12 protein-coding genes are annotated in these 17023 nt (G+C 75.2%); 8 read left to right on the top strand and 4 right to left on the bottom strand.

The genetic code is table 11. From position 1 onward, the window contains the following. Positions 1 to 64: 64 nt before the first annotated feature. The 3 genes from ACZ4XJ_RS36255 to serC form a co-directional block, all read right to left on the bottom strand. Positions 65 to 724, bottom strand: coding sequence for a class F sortase (locus tag ACZ4XJ_RS36255; protein ID WP_362876730.1), 660 nt, complete (start codon positions 722 to 724; stop codon positions 65 to 67). Beyond that, complete coding sequence (locus tag ACZ4XJ_RS36250; RefSeq protein WP_468498726.1) at positions 717 to 1532, bottom strand: hypothetical protein; 816 nt, start codon at positions 1530 to 1532, stop codon at positions 717 to 719. The genes ACZ4XJ_RS36255 and ACZ4XJ_RS36250 overlap by 8 nt, the downstream gene beginning before the upstream one ends. Before the next feature lie 302 nt (positions 1533 to 1834). Continuing rightward, the gene (gene serC / locus ACZ4XJ_RS36245) at positions 1835 to 2953 is read right to left on the bottom strand and encodes a phosphoserine transaminase (RefSeq protein WP_468498725.1); all 1119 of its coding nucleotides are present in this window, start codon (positions 2951 to 2953) and stop codon (positions 1835 to 1837) included. An 85-nt stretch (positions 2954 to 3038) separates the two neighbouring features. On the opposite strand from serC, the gene ACZ4XJ_RS36240 reads away from it, so the two are divergent. Genes ACZ4XJ_RS36240 through ACZ4XJ_RS36230 form a run of 3 tightly spaced genes read left to right on the top strand, consistent with a single transcriptional unit; the run spans position 3039 to position 7221 of the window. Next, entirely contained in the window at positions 3039 to 5771 is a 2733-nt protein-coding gene (locus tag ACZ4XJ_RS36240) for an FAD-binding and (Fe-S)-binding domain-containing protein (RefSeq protein WP_468498724.1), read from the top strand. Positions 5772 to 5818: 47 nt separating this feature from the next. After that, positions 5819 to 6832 (top strand): EamA family transporter, encoded by a 1014-nt coding sequence (locus tag ACZ4XJ_RS36235; RefSeq protein ID WP_362876734.1) that lies wholly within the window; start codon positions 5819 to 5821, stop codon positions 6830 to 6832. After that, positions 6832 to 7221: a DUF1801 domain-containing protein gene (locus ACZ4XJ_RS36230; RefSeq protein ID WP_468498723.1), complete on the top strand. Its 390-nt coding sequence runs from the start codon at positions 6832 to 6834 to the stop codon at positions 7219 to 7221. Before ACZ4XJ_RS36235 ends, ACZ4XJ_RS36230 begins: the two co-directional genes overlap by 1 nt. A gap of 60 nt (positions 7222 to 7281) precedes the next feature. Here the strand turns inward: ACZ4XJ_RS36230 and ACZ4XJ_RS36225 are convergent, their stop codons facing one another. After that, positions 7282 to 8976: a CocE/NonD family hydrolase gene (locus ACZ4XJ_RS36225; RefSeq protein WP_468498722.1), complete on the bottom strand. Its 1695-nt coding sequence runs from the start codon at positions 8974 to 8976 to the stop codon at positions 7282 to 7284. 373 nt (positions 8977 to 9349) lie between these two features. Between ACZ4XJ_RS36225 and ACZ4XJ_RS36220 the strand changes: the two genes are divergently transcribed. From ACZ4XJ_RS36220 to ACZ4XJ_RS36200, 5 genes are read left to right on the top strand one after another with little or no spacing between them, the layout of a single operon-like run. After that, the gene (locus ACZ4XJ_RS36220; protein WP_468498721.1) at positions 9350 to 10153 is read left to right on the top strand and encodes a TIGR03084 family metal-binding protein; all 804 of its coding nucleotides are present in this window, start codon (positions 9350 to 9352) and stop codon (positions 10151 to 10153) included. 59 nt (positions 10154 to 10212) lie between these two features. Further along, the gene (locus tag ACZ4XJ_RS36215) at positions 10213 to 12042 is read left to right on the top strand and encodes an acyclic terpene utilization AtuA family protein (RefSeq protein WP_468498738.1); all 1830 of its coding nucleotides are present in this window, start codon (positions 10213 to 10215) and stop codon (positions 12040 to 12042) included. Continuing rightward, positions 12039 to 13637, top strand: coding sequence for an acyl-CoA carboxylase subunit beta (locus tag ACZ4XJ_RS36210; RefSeq protein WP_468498720.1), 1599 nt, complete (start codon positions 12039 to 12041; stop codon positions 13635 to 13637). The genes ACZ4XJ_RS36215 and ACZ4XJ_RS36210 overlap by 4 nt, the downstream gene beginning before the upstream one ends. A gap of 8 nt (positions 13638 to 13645) precedes the next feature. Beyond that, positions 13646 to 15565 (top strand): acetyl/propionyl/methylcrotonyl-CoA carboxylase subunit alpha, encoded by a 1920-nt coding sequence (locus ACZ4XJ_RS36205; protein WP_468498719.1) that lies wholly within the window; start codon positions 13646 to 13648, stop codon positions 15563 to 15565. After that, entirely contained in the window at positions 15562 to 16734 is a 1173-nt protein-coding gene (locus ACZ4XJ_RS36200; protein ID WP_468498718.1) for an acyl-CoA dehydrogenase family protein, read from the top strand. Before ACZ4XJ_RS36205 ends, ACZ4XJ_RS36200 begins: the two co-directional genes overlap by 4 nt. Positions 16735 to 17023 lie beyond the last annotated feature (289 nt).

The following is a 17023-nucleotide window of genomic DNA, read 5'->3' as shown; positions in this document are numbered from 1 at the left end:
CAAGAACTCGCCGGCCCGGAACCCCCGAGCCTGCCCCGAACTGCTGAAGGTATCGCGTACGGGGCTAGGCCTTGCCCGTGAGGTGCGCGAACACGACGACGTTCGCGTCCCAGTGGCGGTCGGCGGTGAGGTCGCCACCGCAGGTGATCAGGCGCAGTTCGGCCCGGCCGTGGGTGTCGCCGTAGACGCGGTCGGTGGGGAAGGCGTCCTTCTTGAAGGTGTCGACCGCGTCGACGGCGAAGACGGCGGTGGTGCCGTCGGTGCGGTGGACCTCGATCTTCTGGTCCTTCTTCAGTTCCTTGAGGTTGAAGAAGACGGCCTCGGGGGTCTGCGGGGTGTCCATGTGGCCGACGATCGCGGCGGCGCCCCGCTCGCCGGGGGTGGGGCCCTGCCGGTACCAGGCGGCGTCGTCGGGTTTGGCGAAGTCGGGTTCCCGCATGACGCCCCGGGCGTCGAGGTCCACGGTGTCGAGAGGGGCGTCGACCTTGAGGTCGGGGATCTCGATCCGGTCCGGTACGGCAGGCCCGAGGACGGAGGCGGCCGGGGCGGCGGGGCCACTGGGTCCGGCGGCCCGCGCGGCGCCGGCGCCGCCCGAGCAGCCGGCCGACGCGGCGCCGAGCACCAGGACGAGGGCGGGGACGAGGGCAAGGGGCCGGGCCCCGGCCCGGGCGGCCGCACGGTGGGTGCGCCGGCCGCCCGGGCGGAGGGAGGTGCGCTCAGCCACGGAAGGGCTCGGCGTCGGCGCCGACGGGGGAGCCGGCGGGGGCCTGGCCGGTGTTCACGGAGCCCTTGGGCGTCCGGTGCTCGCTGGGGCGCAGCGGCTGGACGGGCTTCACGTCCGGCTTCACGGGCTTCACCTCCGGGGTGGTCTTGCCCTCGGTGGAGAACTTCACGGTGTCGAACTTGTTGCCGCCCGCGTAGGCGTCGACGCCGTAGTAGCCGGTCCTGACGTCCGGGGCGACGGTGGCGGTGCCGGTGAAGGTGCCCTTGCCGTCGCCCTTCAGGTCGACCTGTCCGCCGGTGAACGCCGCGGACTTGACGGCGGCGTCCTTCGCGGTGGTCCGCACGGTGACGGTGATCCGGTCGCCGGGCCGGCCGGAGTCCTGGGACAACCGGAGGGTGGACGGCGCCGGGGTGGGCTTCGGGGCGGCCGCCTTGACGACGATCCGGGCGGTGGCCTGGAGCCCGGCCCCGTCGGGGCCGGTGCCGGTCAGGGAGACGCCGTAGCTGCCCTCCTTGACGTCGGCGACCTTGGCGGTGCCGCCCCGGCCGTCCGTCATCCGTACGTCGCCCAGGGCCTCGGAGGAGACGGACAGGTGCGTCGAGCCGTCCGGCACCCGCATCTCGAACGAGATCGAGTCGCCGGGCTTGGCCGCCGAGGTCGACAGCTTCAGGCCGGTCTGCGTCGGGCGGGCGGTGGGGCTGGAGTCGGTCGCCGGCGAGGTGGTGTCGGCGGCGAAGGCGGTCGCGGTGCCGCCGAGGGCCATCGACGAGGCGAGGACGATCGCCGAGATGCTGAGTGCCTTGCGCATGAAATCTCCTCGTGAACGGGCCGGGATGTTTCCCGGCACACCAGACATGAGGGACATCCGGGGCGCCCGGTTGCAGGGCTCCCGAGGGGCGGGGGAGGGGGTGGTCGAAGGTCCCCCGGCGCGAAGCGGCAGGCGGCAGGGCCTCCAAGGGGCCGTTGTTTACTGCGGCTTTGCCCCCATTTTTGGGACCTTGGTCCCGACGGAGGAGTGGGTTGCGGGCGCCCCGGGAACGCCGGAGCCCCCGGTGACGCGAGGTCACCGGGGGCTCCGGGCGGGGCGGGCCGGTGGGCCCGTCGGTCGGGTCAGAGCTGCTCGATCACGTAGTCGACGCACGCGGTCAGCGCCTGCACGTCCGCCGGGTCGATGGCCGGGAACATCGCGACGCGCAGCTGGTTGCGGCCGAGCTTGCGGTACGGCTCGGTGTCCACGACGCCGTTCGCGCGCAGCACCTTGGCGACCGCGGCCGCGTCGATGTCGTCCGAGAAGTCGATCGTGCCGATGACGGCGGACCGCTTGGCGACGTCCTGGACGAACGGGCTCGCGTACTTCGAGGCCTCGGCCCAGCCGTACAGGTTCCGCGCGCTGGCCGCCGTACGGCCGGTCGTGAACTCCAGGCCGCCCTGGGAGTTCATCCACCGCAGCTGCTGGTCCAGCAGGAAGAGCGTGGACAGCGCCGGGGTGTTGTACGTCTGGTTCTTCAGCGAGTTGTCGATCGCCGTCGGCAGCGAGAAGAACTCCGGGACGTGCCGGCCGGAGGCGTGCACGCGGGCCGCGCGCTCCAGGGCCGCCGGCGAGAACGCCGCCAGCCACAGGCCGCCGTCGGAGGCGAAGGACTTCTGCGGCGCGAAGTAGTAGACGTCGGACTCGGTGATGTCCACCGGCAGGCCACCGGCGCCCGAGGTCGCGTCCACCAGGACGAGCGCCCCCTCGTCGGCGCCGGCGACGCGCTTGATCGGCGCCGCGACACCCGTCGAGGTCTCGTTGTGCGTGTACGCGTACACGTCCACGCCCGCCTCGGCGACCGGCTCGGGGTGCGTGCCCGGGTCGGAGGAGATCACGGACGGCGCGTCCAGCCACGGCGCGAGCTTGGCGGCCTTGGCGAACTTGGACGAGAACTCGCCGAAGGTCAGGTGCTGGGACTTCTGCTCGATCAGTCCGTGGGTCGCGATGTCCCAGAAGGCGGTGGAGCCGCCGTTGCCCAGGATCACCTCGTAGCCCTCGGGAAGGGAGAAGAGGTCCCGCAGGCCCTCGCGCACCGAGCCGACCAGGTTCTTGACCGGGGCCTGGCGGTGGGAGGTTCCGAGCAGGGAGGTACCGGTGGCGGCGAGGGCGTCCAGCGCCTCGGTCCGCACCTTGGAGGGGCCCGCGCCGAAGCGTCCGTCGGCGGGCTTGATGTCAGCGGGAATCTGGATCTCAGCCACGAGCGGAGCGTATCGGGTCCGGGTCCGCGCACCGGAAACGCGTCCAGCGAATGAGACACGCCGGCGCGGTGGCAGGGTGGGCGCCGTGACGACACCCGGGGAACTGGAACGGACATTGCGGGCGAACCTGCGCGGCGGGGTCGACTTCGGGGCCGCCGCCCGCGCACTGGTGACCATGGACGCCTCGAACTACCGCCGCGTCCCGGTCGGCGTGGTCACCCCGCGCGACGCCGAGGACGTGGCCACCGCCCTGCGGATCTGCGCCGACGCCGGGGTCCCCGTCGTGCCGCGCGGCGGTGGCACCTCCATCGCCGGGCAGGCGACCGGCACCGGCGTGGTCCTCGACCTCACCCGGCACATGAACGCCCTCGTCTCCCTCGACCCCGCGGCCCGGACGGCCGTCGTCCAACCCGGGCTGGTCCTCGACCGGCTGACCGAAGCGGCCCGCCCGCACGGGCTCACCTTCGGCCCCGACCCCTCCACGCACTCCCGCTGCACCCTCGGCGGGATGATCGGGAACAACGCCTGCGGCGCCCACTCCGTCGCCCGGGGCACCACCGCCGACAACGTCATCGAGCTGTCCGTCACCGCGTACGGGGGCGCCGGCCACCGGCTCGGCACCGGCTGGGCCGGCACGCCCGCCGGGCTGCGGGAACTCGTCGGGGGCAACCTCGCGGTGCTCCGTACGGGTTTCGGCGGTTCGGCCGCGTCCGGCGCCCCGGACGGCGCCCGCTTCACCCGGCGGATCTCCGGCTACGCCCTGGACGCGCTGCTGCCCGAACGCGGCGTCGGCGCCGCCCGCGCCTTCTGCGGCAGCGAGGGCACCCTCGGCGTGGTCACCGAGGCGGTGGTGCGCCTCGTCGCACTGCCGCCCGCGCCCGTCCTCGCCGTCCTCGGGTACGCCGACGAGGGCGCGGCCGCCGACGCCGCCGCCGGGCTCCTGCCGTACGGGCCGCTCACCGTCGAGGGGATGGCCCGGGACCTGGTCCGCGGGGCCCCGGGGCTCCCCGCCGGCGGCGCCTGGCTGTTCGTGGAGATGCCCGACGAGGGCGCCGCCCGCACCCTGCTGCGGGCCGCCGACACCGTCGACGCGCTGCTCGTCACCGACCCGGCGGCGCAGCGCGCCCTGTGGCGGATCCGGGAGGACGCGGCCGGGACGGCCACCCGGATGCCCGACGGCACCATGGCCTGGCCCGGCTGGGAGGACTGCGCGGTACCGCCCGCCCGGCTCGGCGCCTACCTGCGCGCGTTCCGCGCCCTGCTGGCGGAGCACGGGCTGCGCGGCACCCCGTACGGACACTTCGGGGAGGGCTGCGTCCACGTCCGGATCGACTTCGACCTGGTCACCACCGCCGGCGTGGCCCGCTTCCGGACCTTCTCGGAGGAACTCGCCGAACTGGTCGCCGCGCACGGCGGCTCCCTGTCGGGGGAGCACGGGGACGGGCAGGCCCGGGCCGAACTGCTGCCGAAGACGTACGGCCCCGAGGTCATCCGGCTCTTCGGCGCCTACAAGGACCTGTGGGACCCGGCCGGCGGCATGAACCCGGGGATGCTGGTGCGGCCCGCCCGGCTCGACGAGAACCTCCGCTTCGCCGTGCTGCCCGACACCCCGTTCGCCGGGGAGGTCGCCCGCTGCGTCGGCGTCGCCAAGTGCCGCACCGAGGCGGCCGGCGGGCCGTCGGTGATGTGCCCGACGTACCGGGTCACCGGCGACGAACGGCACTCCACGCGCGGCCGGGCCCGGCTGCTGCACGAGATGCTGGCCGGGGAGATCGTCACCGACGGCTGGCGCTCCACCGAGGTCGCCGAGGCCCTGGACCTGTGCCTCGGCTGCAAGGGCTGCCGCAGCGACTGCCCGGTCGGCGTGGACATGGCCGCGTACAAGGCCGAGTTCCTGCACCATCACTGGGCGGGCCGGATCCGCCCGCTCGCCCACTACCTGCTCGGCGGCCTCCCCGACCTGCTCCGGCCGGTCGCGGCGCTGCGCGCGGCGCCGCTGGTCAACGCCGCCGCCCGGCTGTTGCCCGTCCCCGGGCTCACCCGCGAACGGCCCCTGCCGGCGGTGGCCCGGACCCCGTTCACCCGGTGGTGGGGGCGGAGGCCGGGACCCGGGGCCGGTGCGGGGCCCGTCGTGACCCTGTGGCCCGACACGTTCACCGAGCACCTCGCCCCCGAGGCCGGCCGGGCCGCCGTACGGGTCCTGGAGGCGGCCGGGCTCACCGTCGCCGTCCCGCGCGGCCGGGTCTGCTGCGGACTCACCCTGCTGTCCACCGGCCGCCCCGACCGGGCCCGCACCGTCCTGCGCCGCACCCTGGACGCCCTCGGGGAGGTGACCGGACCCGTCCTCGTCCTGGAACCCAGCTGCGCGGCGGCCCTGCGCGCCGACCTGCCCGCCCTGCTCCCCGACGACCCGCGCGCCCGGCGCCTGGCGGCGGCGGTGCGCACCTTCGCGGAGACCCTGGAGGAGTACGCCCCGCAGTGGACGCCGCCCCGGCTGGACCGGCCCGTCGCCGGTCAGACCCACTGCCACCAGCACGCCGTCCTCGGCGACGCCGCCGACCGGCGGCTGCGGGAGCGGGCCGGACTCACCGGCCGGCTCAGCGGCGGCTGCTGCGGCCTGGCGGGCAACTTCGGCTTCGAGCCGGGCCACCACGCCGTGTCGGTGGCGTGCGCGGAGGAACAACTGCTGCCGTCGCTGCGCGCCGCCGGACCCGACGCGGCGGTCCTCGCCGACGGGTTCTCCTGCCGGACCCAGATCGCCCAGCTCGGCGGGCACCGGGCCCGGCACCTGGCGGAACTCCTGGCGCAAGGGCTGTAAGGAAGGACACCGCGTCACGGCCCTTACGTACCCCTTAGGCTGGTTTCATGCCCGCACCCTCCTCGTCCCCGACGACCTCACCGTCCTCCCCGGAAACATCCGCCACCGCCACCGCGGGCGCGTCCGCCACCGGGGCCGCGCGGCCGGCCCCCGCCGGGCCCGCCCCGACGTCCGCCCGGGCCCGGTTCGGGCCGGTGGCGCTGGTGGTGTCGGCCGGGATCTCGGTGCAGTTCGGGGCCGCCCTCGCGGTCATGATCATGCCGAGGGCGGGCGCGGCCGGCGTCGTCACGCTGCGGCTGGCCGCCGCCGCACTGGTGCTGCTGCTCATCTGCCGGCCCAAGGTGCGCGGCTACAGCCGCTCCGACTGGGGCACCGTCGTGGCCTTCGGCGTGGCCATGGCCGGCATGAACGGCCTCTTCTACCAGTCCATCGACCGCATCCCGCTCGGCCCCGCCGTGACCCTGGAGGTCCTCGGCCCGCTGGCCCTGTCGGTGATCGTCTCGCGGCGCCTGGTGAACCTGCTGTGGGCGGGCCTCGCCCTCGGCGGCGTCGTCCTGCTCTCCGGACACGGCGGGGGCGGCTTCGGGTTCGGCTCCCTCGACCCGGCGGGCGCCGCCTTCGCGATCGGGGCGGGCGCGATGTGGGCCGCGTACATCGTCTTCAGCGCGCGCACCGGCCGGCGGTTCCCGCAGGCCGACGGACTGGCCCTGGCCATGGCCGTCGCCGCGGTCATCTCACTGCCGCTGGGCGTCTTCGAGTCCGGCTCCGCCCTGCTCGTGCCGAGCACCCTGGCGCTGGGCCTCGGCGTGGCCGTGCTGTCCTCGGTGCTGCCGTACACGCTGGAACTGCTGGCCCTGCGCCGGATGCCCGCCCCCACCTTCGCCATCCTGATGAGCCTGGAACCCGCCATCGCGGCGACCGCCGGCTTCCTGGTCCTGAACCAGGCGATGTCGCCCCTGGACGCCCTCGCCATCGCCCTGGTGATCGCGGCCAGCATGGGCGCGGTCCGCTCCCAACTCGGCCGACGCGCGCAGCCCGGCTCCAAGGAAGGGGTGTCCTGATGGACCCCGCCGCACCCGCCGACCCGGCCCCCGCCGACCCCGTCGCCGCCTACCTCGACGCCGCCCCCGACGCGCGCCGCCCGGCCCTGACCCGGCTGCGGGAGCTGTGCCGGGCCGAGCTGACCGGCTTCGAGGAGGTCATCGCGTACGGGATGCCCGCGTACGTCCGGCCCGGCGAGCCCGCCGGCGAGGTCGCCTGGGCCGACCAGAAGCAGTACGTGTCCGTCTACCTGATGCGCACCGACGTCCGGGACGCCTTCGCCGAACGCCTCGCCGGGCACGACATGGGCAAGGCCTGCCTGCGCTTCCGCCACCCGGACCGGATCGACTTCGACCTGCTGCGCGACCTCCTGCGCGCCACGGCCGCCGGCCCCGGACAGGTCTGCTGACCCGCTCCGGCCGATCGGCCCCGGCCCGGACCCGGCGGGGCCGGGCCGGGGGCGCCGGGCTCAGCCCAGCGGGAGGTCCAGGTAGGACGGGGTGGCCTCGGGCGAGGTGAAGGCGAGGGAGGCGCGGGGCAGGTTGGCGTCGGCGTAGAGGGCGTCGCGGCCGACCATCACCAGCAGCACGCGGTGCCCGCGCGGGACGTCGTACGCGGTGGCCTGGAGCTCGATGTCCGCGCCGACCAGGCTGTCCGGGGCCGATCGGAGGTCGCTGAACGGCGCGTGCGTAACCAGGCGGGCCGAGCCGTCGGGCGCCAGGTCCATGAGGTGGGCGACGAAACTGGAACCCGGGTTCGCGGCCCGGTAGGTGACCCGCAGCCGGGGGATCCCGCGCAGCCGCAGGGTGTCCTCGGCGGGGGCGCCGACCCATACGGCGGCCACCGCGCGGTCGATGTCGCCGGCCGGGTAGACCTTGGGGCGGCCCGCCATCTCCGCGTAGCCGGAGCGGACGACCTCGTCGGCGACGGCCGTCGGGGTGTCCACCCCGCACAGCAGGCCGGCGGTCCAGCCCGCCTCGGGCCGGTCGGCGAGTTGGCCGCCGCCGGTCAGGTGCAGCCGCCTCGTCCGCCGGGTGAGGGCGTGGCGGGTGGGCCGGTGCTCGACGGTCCCGCTCCACATCACCTCGGCCGCGATCTGACCCTCGTCGGCGCCGCCGGCCGCGCGGCCCAGGAGGTGGTGGTCGAACCAGCGGTGGGCGTCCGTCCAGACCCGGTCCGGGAGGCCGAGCAGGCCGCCGGCGCCGGGACCGGCGTGGTCGCCGACCGACAGGACGAGGCGCTTGGGGCCGGTGAGTTCGTCGAACAGCTTGAGGGTCTGGTTCGCCGGGAGGAGCGTCTCGTGCCAGGCGTGGGAGAGGAAGACCGGCAGCCGGCGCCGGTTGAACTCCTTGACGTGACCGAAGGGGGAACGTTCCTCCGCCCAGCGCAGGGCGCCGTCGAGGTCGCGGCCGGCCAGTACGTCCTCCAGCGCGCGCTCCGTCCCCGGGCTCAGCCGGGCCCGGCCGGCCGCCGTCAGCAGGGCCCGTACGGCGCCGACGCGCCGGGTGGCGTTCTCCACGAGGACCTCGCCGAGGTCGCCCCAGCCGCTGAACGCGCCGACCGCGTCCACCCGGGGGTCGTGCGCGGCGACGAGCAGGCCGATGCCGGCGCCGTAGGAGACGCCCAGGAACCCGATCCGGGTGACGGGCCCGGCGGCGCGTTCCAGCAGGTGGTCCAGAGCGCGGCTGCCGTCGGCGACGTCGAGCGGACCGGCGGCGTCGGCCCGGCCCGCGGAGGCGCCGAAGCCGCGGGGGGTGTAGGCGAGGACGTCGTAGCCGCGGGCCGCGAACGCGCCGGCCCGGACCGCGTACGCGACCCAGCCCAGGTTCGTCCACGGCGCGGGCATCACCACGACCGGCCGCGGCCCGGAGCCCTTGCGCCGCCACAGCGCGGCGTCGAGCAGTACCCCGCCGGCGCCGGTCACCCGGCCCCGACTGAAGACGGCGACGGACCGGACGGCCGCCACCTCGGCGGCCCGCGCGGGCGGCAACCCGCCGGCGTCCCCGCTCTCCAGCGCGGCGGCGAAGGCCCCGAGCGCGACGGCGTCGAGCTCGGGGTAGAGGGAGTCCGCGTGCGGGGCGTGCGGGGCGTGCGGGGCGTGCGGGGCGTGCGGGGCGTGCGGGGTTTCCGGGGTGGCCGGGTCGGACGGGTCGGCTGGCTTCACGGCGGTTCATCCTCTTCGTCGAGGTGACATGGACGTGTTCGGCTGCGACGACGCACTCCCGGGCCCGGAGCGAAGCCCCCAGTATCGACGCGCCGGCACGCGCGCCCCCGGCCCTCCGACCGCCCCGACCGAAACCCCTCCACCCGCCCCGGAGCCCGCGGCGGGCCCTGGCCCGGCCGGACCGACCCTTAGGGCAAATCCCTTCCCGTGCGGCCCGGTTGGCCCGGTTGGCGGGAAGGGGGCGGTCCGCGCGGCCGGACGGGGTCGGTCCGCGGGGCGGGACGGGGTCGCTCCAAGAAATCATGCAAGCATGCTTGATTGTTTCTGCCGCGAGTGCCAGGCTTCCCCCCACGCCGAGCAGGGGAGCGCAACCGTGCCCGATCCGTCCGCCGTCGCCGTCTTCGCCGATCTCCGGGCGGAGGGTGGTGAACTCGACTCCCTCGTAGCGGAGTTGCCCGCCGCCGACTGGGCGCGGGCCACGCCCGCGAGCGGCTGGGACATCGCCCACCAGATCGCCCACCTGCACTGGACCGACCGGGCCTCGCTGCTCGCCCTCACCGACGCCGACGGCTTCGGTGAGCTGGTGCGGGAGGCCCTCAAGGCCCCCGACTCCTTCGTCGACGACGGCGCCGCCGAGGGCGCCGCGCTGCCGCCCGACGAACTGCTCGACCGCTGGCGGGCCGGCCGGGTCGCCCTCGACGCCGCCCTCGACGCGGCCTCGCCCGACGCCCGGTTCCCCTGGTACGGGCCGCCGATGAAGGCCAACTCGATGGCCGGCGCCCGCCTTATGGAGACCTGGGCCCACGGCCAGGACGTCGCCGACGCCCTCGGCGTGAGCCGCGTCCCGACCGGCCGGCTGCGGCACGTCGCCCGGATCGGCGTACGGGCCCGCGACTACGCGTACGCGGTACGGGGCCTGCCGGCGCCCCCGGCGGAGTTCCGGGTGGAACTGCGGGCGCCGGACGGCGGCGAACCCTGGACGTACGGCCCGCCGGACGCGGACCAGCGGGTCACCGGACCGGCCCTGGACTTCTGCCTGTTGGTCACCCAGCGTGCCCACGGTGACGACCTCGCGCTGACGGCGACCGGCGCCGACGCCGACCGGTGGCTGGACATCGCGCAGGCCTTCGCCGGCCCGGCCGGCCCCGGGCGCGGTCCCCGGACCGGGTCGCGGTGAGCCGCGGCCCCCTGCGCATCGGCAACGCCTCCGGCTTCTACGGGGACCGCTTCGCCGCGATGCGCGAGATGCTGACCGACGGCCCCCTCGACGTCCTGACCGGCGACTACCTCGCCGAACTCACCATGCTGATCCTCGGCCGCGACCGCCTGAAGGACCCCGGCCTCGGCTACGCGAAGACGTTCGTCCGCCAGCTGGAGGACTCCCTGGCCCTGGCCCACGAGCGGGGCGTACGGATCGTCGCGAACGCCGGCGGCCTCAACCCGGCGGGTCTCGCCGACGCCGTCCGCGGCCTCGCGGCCGAGGCGGGCGTCCCCGTCCGCGTCGCGCACGTCGAGGGCGACGACCTGACGCCGTACGAGGAGGGCGCGCTCACCGCCAACGCCTACCTCGGCGGGGCCGGCATCACCGCCTGCCTACGGGCCGGCGCCGACGTCGTCGTCACCGGCCGGGTGACGGACGCGGCCCTGGTCAGCGGGCCGGCCGCCTGGTGGTTCGACTGGGCGGCCGACGACTGGGACCGACTGGCCGGCGCGGTCGTCGCGGGCCACGTCCTGGAGTGCGGAACCCAGGCCACCGGCGGCAACTACGCCTTCTTCACCGCCCACGACGTCCGCCGGCCCGGCTTCCCCCTCGCCGAGATCTCCGAGGACGGGTCGGCCGTCATCACCAAACACCCGGGCACCGGCGGAGCCGTCACCCCGGGCACGGTGACGGCGCAACTCCTGTACGAGACCCAGGGCGCCCGCTACCTCGGCCCGGACGTGACGGCCCGCCTGGACACCGTCCGCCTCACCGCCGCGGCGCGCGACCGGGTCCGGGTCAGCGGGGTCCGCGGCGAGGCCCCGCCGGACACCCTCAAGGTGGGCGTGACCCGCATCGGCGGCTGGCGCAACGAGGTGGTCTTCGTCCTGACCGGCCTGGACATCGAAGCCAAGGCCGCCCTGGTCCGCGAACAACTCGCGGAGCTCCTCGCGGGGGTGGAGAGCGCCACCTGGACCCTCGCCCGTACCGACCACGAGGACGCCGACACCGAGGAGACCGCGAGCGCCCTGCTGCGCCTGGTCGTCCGCGACCCGTCCCCGGACCGGGTCGGCCGCGCGCTGACCTCGGCGGCCGTGGAACTCGCCCTCGGCAGCTACCCCGGGTTCCACGTCACCGCCCCACCGGGACCGGCCCAGCCGTACGGGGTCTTCACCTCGGCCCCCATCGCGGCCGACGCCGTCCCCCACACCGCCGTCCTCCCCGATGGCACCCGCCTCCCCATCCCGAGCCCCCCGCGACGGCGCCCGGCACCACAGCCACCGGAAGCACCCCCCGCCCCGGCGGGGGAGAACCCGCCGGACTCCACACCCCCGCCGAGTCCGGAACACCCGGAGAGCCCGGCGCGCCCGCGCACCCCGCCGCCCCCCACCACCCGCGCCCCCCTCGGCGCGGTCGCCGGCGCGCGCAGCGGCGACAAGGGCGGCGACGCCAACATCGGCGTCTGGGTGGAGAGCGACCCCGCCTGGGACTGGTTGCTCCGCACGCTCACCGTGGACGTGCTGCGCGCCCTGCTCCCCGAGACCGCGCAGCTCCCCGTCACCCGCCACGTACTGCCCCACCTGCGCGCCCTGAACTTCACCGTCACCGGCATCCTCGGCGCCGGCGTCGCCTCCGGCCACCGATTCGACCCGCAGGCCAAGGCCCTCGGCGAATGGCTCCGCGCCCGCCGACTCGACATCCCGACCGACCTCCTGCCACCCCCGAACGCCCCCCGGCCCGCCACCCCGACCGACCTCCCGCCGCCCCCGGAGGGCCCCGCCGCTCCGACCGACCCCCCGCCGCCCCCGGAGGGCCCCGCCGCTCCGACCGACTTCCCGCCCGCCCCGGAGGGGACCCGTCCATGACCCGCCTCGGTACCACCGTCGACCCCCGTAGCCCCGAGCACGCGACGGCCCGTACGGCCGCCCTGGAACGCCTCGACGCCCTGCGCGCCGAACACGACAAGGCCCTCGCGGGCGGCGGCGAGAAGTACACGGCCCGCCACCGCGACCGCGGCAAGCTCCTGGCCCGCGAACGCGTCGAGCTGCTCCTCGACCCCGACACCCCGTTCCTGGAGCTGTCGCCGCTCGCGGCGTGGGGCAGCGACTACCCGGTCGGCGCCTCCATGGTCACCGGCATCGGCACCGTCGAGGGCGTCGAGTGCCTGATCACCGCCAACGACCCCACCGTCCGCGGCGGCGCCAGCAACCCCTGGACCCTGAAGAAGGCCCTGCGGGCCAACGAGATCGCCCGGCAGAACCGGCTGCCCTGCGTCAGCCTCGTCGAGTCCGGCGGCGCCGACCTGCCCTCCCAGAAGGAGATCTTCATCCCGGGCGGCGCGATCTTCCGCGACCTCACCCGGCTCTCCGCCGCCGGCATCCCGACCGTCGCCGTCGTCTTCGGCAACTCCACCGCGGGCGGCGCGTACATCCCCGGCATGTCCGACCACACCGTCATGATCAAGGACCGTTCGAAGGTGTTCCTCGGCGGTCCGCCGTTGGTCAAGATGGCCACCGGCGAGGAGAGCGACGACGAGTCCCTCGGCGGCGCCGACATGCACGCCCGGACCTCCGGCCTCGCCGACCACTACGCCCTCGACGAGTACGACGCGATCCGCCAGGCCCGCCGCATCGTGGCCCGCCTCAACCACCGCAAGCCGTACCAGGACCCGCCGGCCGCCGCCGAGCCCCTGTACGACCCGGAGGAACTCCTCGGGATCGTCCCGCCGGACCTCAAGACGCCCTTCGACCCGCGCGAGGTCATCGCCCGCATCGTCGACGCCTCCGACTTCGACGAGTTCAAGCCCCTCTACGGACCCAGCCTCGTCACCGGCTGGGCCACGCTGCACGGCTACCCGGTCGGCATCCTCGCCAACGCCCAGGGCGTGCTGTTCAGCGCCGAGTCGCAGAAGGCCGCCCAGTTCATCCAGCTCGCCAACCAGCGCGACATCCCGCTCGTGTTCCTCCACAACACCACCGGCTACATGGTCGGCAAGGAGTACGAGCAGGGCGGCATCGTCAAACACGGCTCGATGATGATCAACGCGGTCTCCAACTCCCGCGTCCCGCACCTGTCCGTCCTCATCGGCGCCAGCTACGGCGCCGGCCACTACGGCATGTGCGGCCGGGCCTACGAGCCCCGCTTCCTCTTCGCCTGGCCCAGCGCGAAGTCCGCCGTCATGGGCCCGGCCCAACTCGCCGGCGTCCTGTCCATCGTGTCCCGGCAGTCCGCCGCCGCGAAGGGCCTCCCGTACGACGAGGAACAGGACGCCGGGATGCGCGCCTTCGTGGAGGCCCAGATCGAATCCGAGTCCCTGCCGACGTTCCTGTCCGGGCGGCTGTACGACGACGGCGTCATCGACCCCCGCGACACCCGCACCGTCCTCGGCCTGTGCCTGTCGGCCGTCCACAACGCCCCCGTCGAGGGCGCCCGTGGCGGCTTCGGCGTCTTCCGGATGTGAGCCCGCAGATGACCATCACCTCCCTCCTCGTCGCGAACCGGGGCGAGATCGCCGTACGGATCCTGCGCACGGCCCGCGCCCTCGGCCTCGCCACCGTCGCCGTCCACTCCGACCCCGACGCCGACGCCCTGCACGTCCGGTCCGCCGACGCCGCCGTCCGGCTGCCCGGCGCCGCCCCCGCCGACACCTACCTGCGCGCCGACCTGCTGATCGAGGCCGCCCGCACGGCCGGCGCCGACGCCGTCCACCCCGGCTACGGATTCCTCTCCGAGAACGCCGACTTCGCCCGCCGGGTCCGCGCCGCCGGCCTGACCTGGATCGGCCCGCCCCCCGAGGCGATCGAGGCGATGGCCTCCAAGACCCGGGCCAAGGACCTCATGCGCGCCGCCGGCGTCCCCCTCCTCGACCCCGTCGACCCGGCCGCCGCCACTGCCGCCGACCTGCCCCTCCTGCTCAAGGCCGCGGCGGGCGGCGGCGGCCGCGGCATGCGCGTCGTACGGGACCTCGACACGCTCAAGGAGTCCCTGGACGCCGCCTCCGCCGAAGCCCTCTCCGCCTTCGGGGACGGCGAGGTCTTCGCCGAGCCGTACGTGGAGCGCGGCCGGCACGTGGAGGTGCAGGTCCTCGCCGACGCCCACGGCACCGTCTGGGCGCTCGGCACCCGCGACTGCTCCCTCCAGCGCCGGCACCAGAAGGTCATCGAGGAGGCCCCCGCACCCGGCCTGTCCGACGCCCTGCGCGCCGGCCTCCACGAGGCCGCCGTCGCCGCCGCCCGCGCCGTGTCCTACGAGGGCGCCGGTACCGTCGAGTTCCTCGTCACCGCCGACGGCCGCCCGTACTTCCTGGAGATGAACACCCGCCTCCAGGTGGAACACCCCGTCACCGAGGCCGTCTTCGGCCTCGACCTGGTGGCCCACCAACTGCGCGTCGCCGAGGGCGCCGCCCTGCCGCCCACCCCGCCCGAGCCCACCGGCCACGCCGTCGAGGCCCGCCTCTACGCCGAGGACCCGGCCCACGACTGGCGGCCCCAGACGGGCGTCCTGCACACCCTGGACGTCCCCGGCGGCCTCCGTGTCGACACCGGCTTCGCCGCCGGGGACACCGTCGGCGTGCACTACGACCCGATGCTCGCCAAGGTCATCGCCCACGCCCCGACCCGCGCCGAAGCCGTCCGCGTCCTCGCCCACGCCCTGGCGGGGGCCCGCGTCCACGGCCTGACCACCAACCGGGACCTCCTCGTACGCTCCCTGCGGCACCCGGAGTTCACCACCGGACAGCCCGACACCGGCTTCTACGAGCGCCACCTCACCGCCCTCACCGCGGGCACCCCGGACCCCACCACGGCCGTCCTCGCCGCCGCCCTCGCCGAGGCGGCCCCCGCCCCGGACGCCTCCCTCGCCGGCCGTCTCGGCGGCTGGCGCAACGTCCGCTCCCAACCGCAGACCCGCCGCTACACGGTGGCCGGCGCCACGTACACGGCCCGCTACCAACACGGCGGCGTCCTCGTCGACCACCCCGACATCACGGTCCTCGCCGCCCGACCCACCCTCGTCACCCTCGAACTCGACGGGATCCGCCGCGTGTTTCACGTGAAACACAATCCGCACACCGGCGAGATCCACGTCGACTCACCCCTCGGCGCGCACACCCTGCTCCCCGTCCCCCGGTTCCCCGAACCCGAGGACCACACCGCGCCCGGCTCCCTGCTCGCCCCCATGCCCGGCACCGTCGTCCGCGTCGCCGAGGGCCTCGCCCCCGGTACCGCCGTCACCGCCGGGCAGCCCCTGCTCTGGCTGGAGGCCATGAAGATGGAGCACCGCGTCCTCGCTCCCGCCTCCGGCACGCTCACCGCGCTCCACGCCGCCCCCGGCCAACAGGTCGAGTTCGGTGCCCTGCTCGCCGTAGTCCAGGAGGAAACGCAGCCATGAGCCCCACCGTCGAAACCGAGGAACACCAGGCCCTGCGCACGGCGGTGGCCGCCCTCGGCCGCAAGTACGGCCGCGACTACCTGGCCCGCGTCGCCCGCGAGGGCGGTCACCCCGACGAACTGTGGGCCGACGCCGCCGGCCTCGGCTATCTCGGGGTCAACCTGCCCGAGGAGTACGGCGGCGGGGGCGGCGGCATCGCCGAACTCTCCATCGTCCTCGAAGAACTCGGCGCGGCGGGCTGCCCGCTCCTCATGATGGTCGTCTCGCCCGCCATCTGCGGCACGGTCATCGCCCGCTTCGGCACCGCCGACCAGAAGCAGACCTGGCTCCCCGGCCTCGCCGACGGCACCCGCACGATGGCCTTCGGCATCACCGAACCCGACGCCGGATCCAACTCCCACCGCATCACCACCACCGCCCGCCGCGACGGCGACGACTGGATCCTCACCGGCCGCAAGGTCTTCATCTCCGGCGTGGACATCGCCGACGCCACCCTGATCGTCGGTCGCACCGAAACCGCGTCATCCAGCGGGGCCGCACCGGCCCTCAAGCCGTGCCTGTTCATCGTCCCCCGCGACACCCCCGGCTTCGGCCGGACCGTCATCGACATGGAACTCCAGGCGGCGGAGAAACAGTTCGAACTCACCCTGGACGAGGTCCGCCTGCCCGCGGCCTCCCTCGTCGGCGACGAGGACGCCGGCCTCCTCCAGCTCTTCGCCGGCCTCAACCCCGAGCGGATCATGACGGCGGCCTTCGCCATCGGCATGGGCCGCCACGCCCTCACCAAGGCCGTCGACTACGCGAAGACCCGCCAGGTCTGGCGCGAGCCCATCGGCAGCCACCAGGCCATCGCGCACCCGCTCGCGGTCGCCCACATCGAACTCGAACTCGCCCGCCTCATGATGCAGAAGGCCGCCCACCTCTACGACGAGGGCGACGACATGGCCGCGGGCGAGGCGGCGAACATGGCCAAGTACGCCGCCGCCGAAGCCTGCGTCAAGGCGGTCGACCAGGCCGTCCACACCCTGGGCGGCAACGGCCTCACCCGCGAGTACGGCCTGGCCTCCCTGATCACCGCCGCCCGCGTCTCCCGCATAGCCCCGGTAAGCCGCGAAATGATCCTCAACTTCATCTCCCACCAAACCCTGGGCCTCCCCAAGTCCTACTGACCCCCCAACCAGCGCCCGAAGCGGGGACGAAGCGACCCGCCCCCCGGGCTCGACCCGTACCCGAGGGCGGGGACGGGGTGGGGTGCCGTCCGGGATGTAAAACGTGATTTGTTGGCGCCCGGTGCCGCCCGCACACTCAGACCCGGAAAGGGCGCCATAAATCATGCCCATCCCGGACGGCACCCCCCCCCCCGGCCCCCCCCCCCCCCCCCCCCCCCCCCCCCCCCCCCCCCCCCCCCCCCCCCCCCCCCCCCCCCCCCCCCCCCCCCCCCCCCCCCCCCCCCCCCCC

It is taken from the genome of Streptomyces sp. NPDC029836 (genome assembly GCF_055574495.1).
The sequence above is the reverse complement of the archived record's forward strand: the minus strand, read 5'-3'. Positions and strand labels throughout refer to the sequence as shown.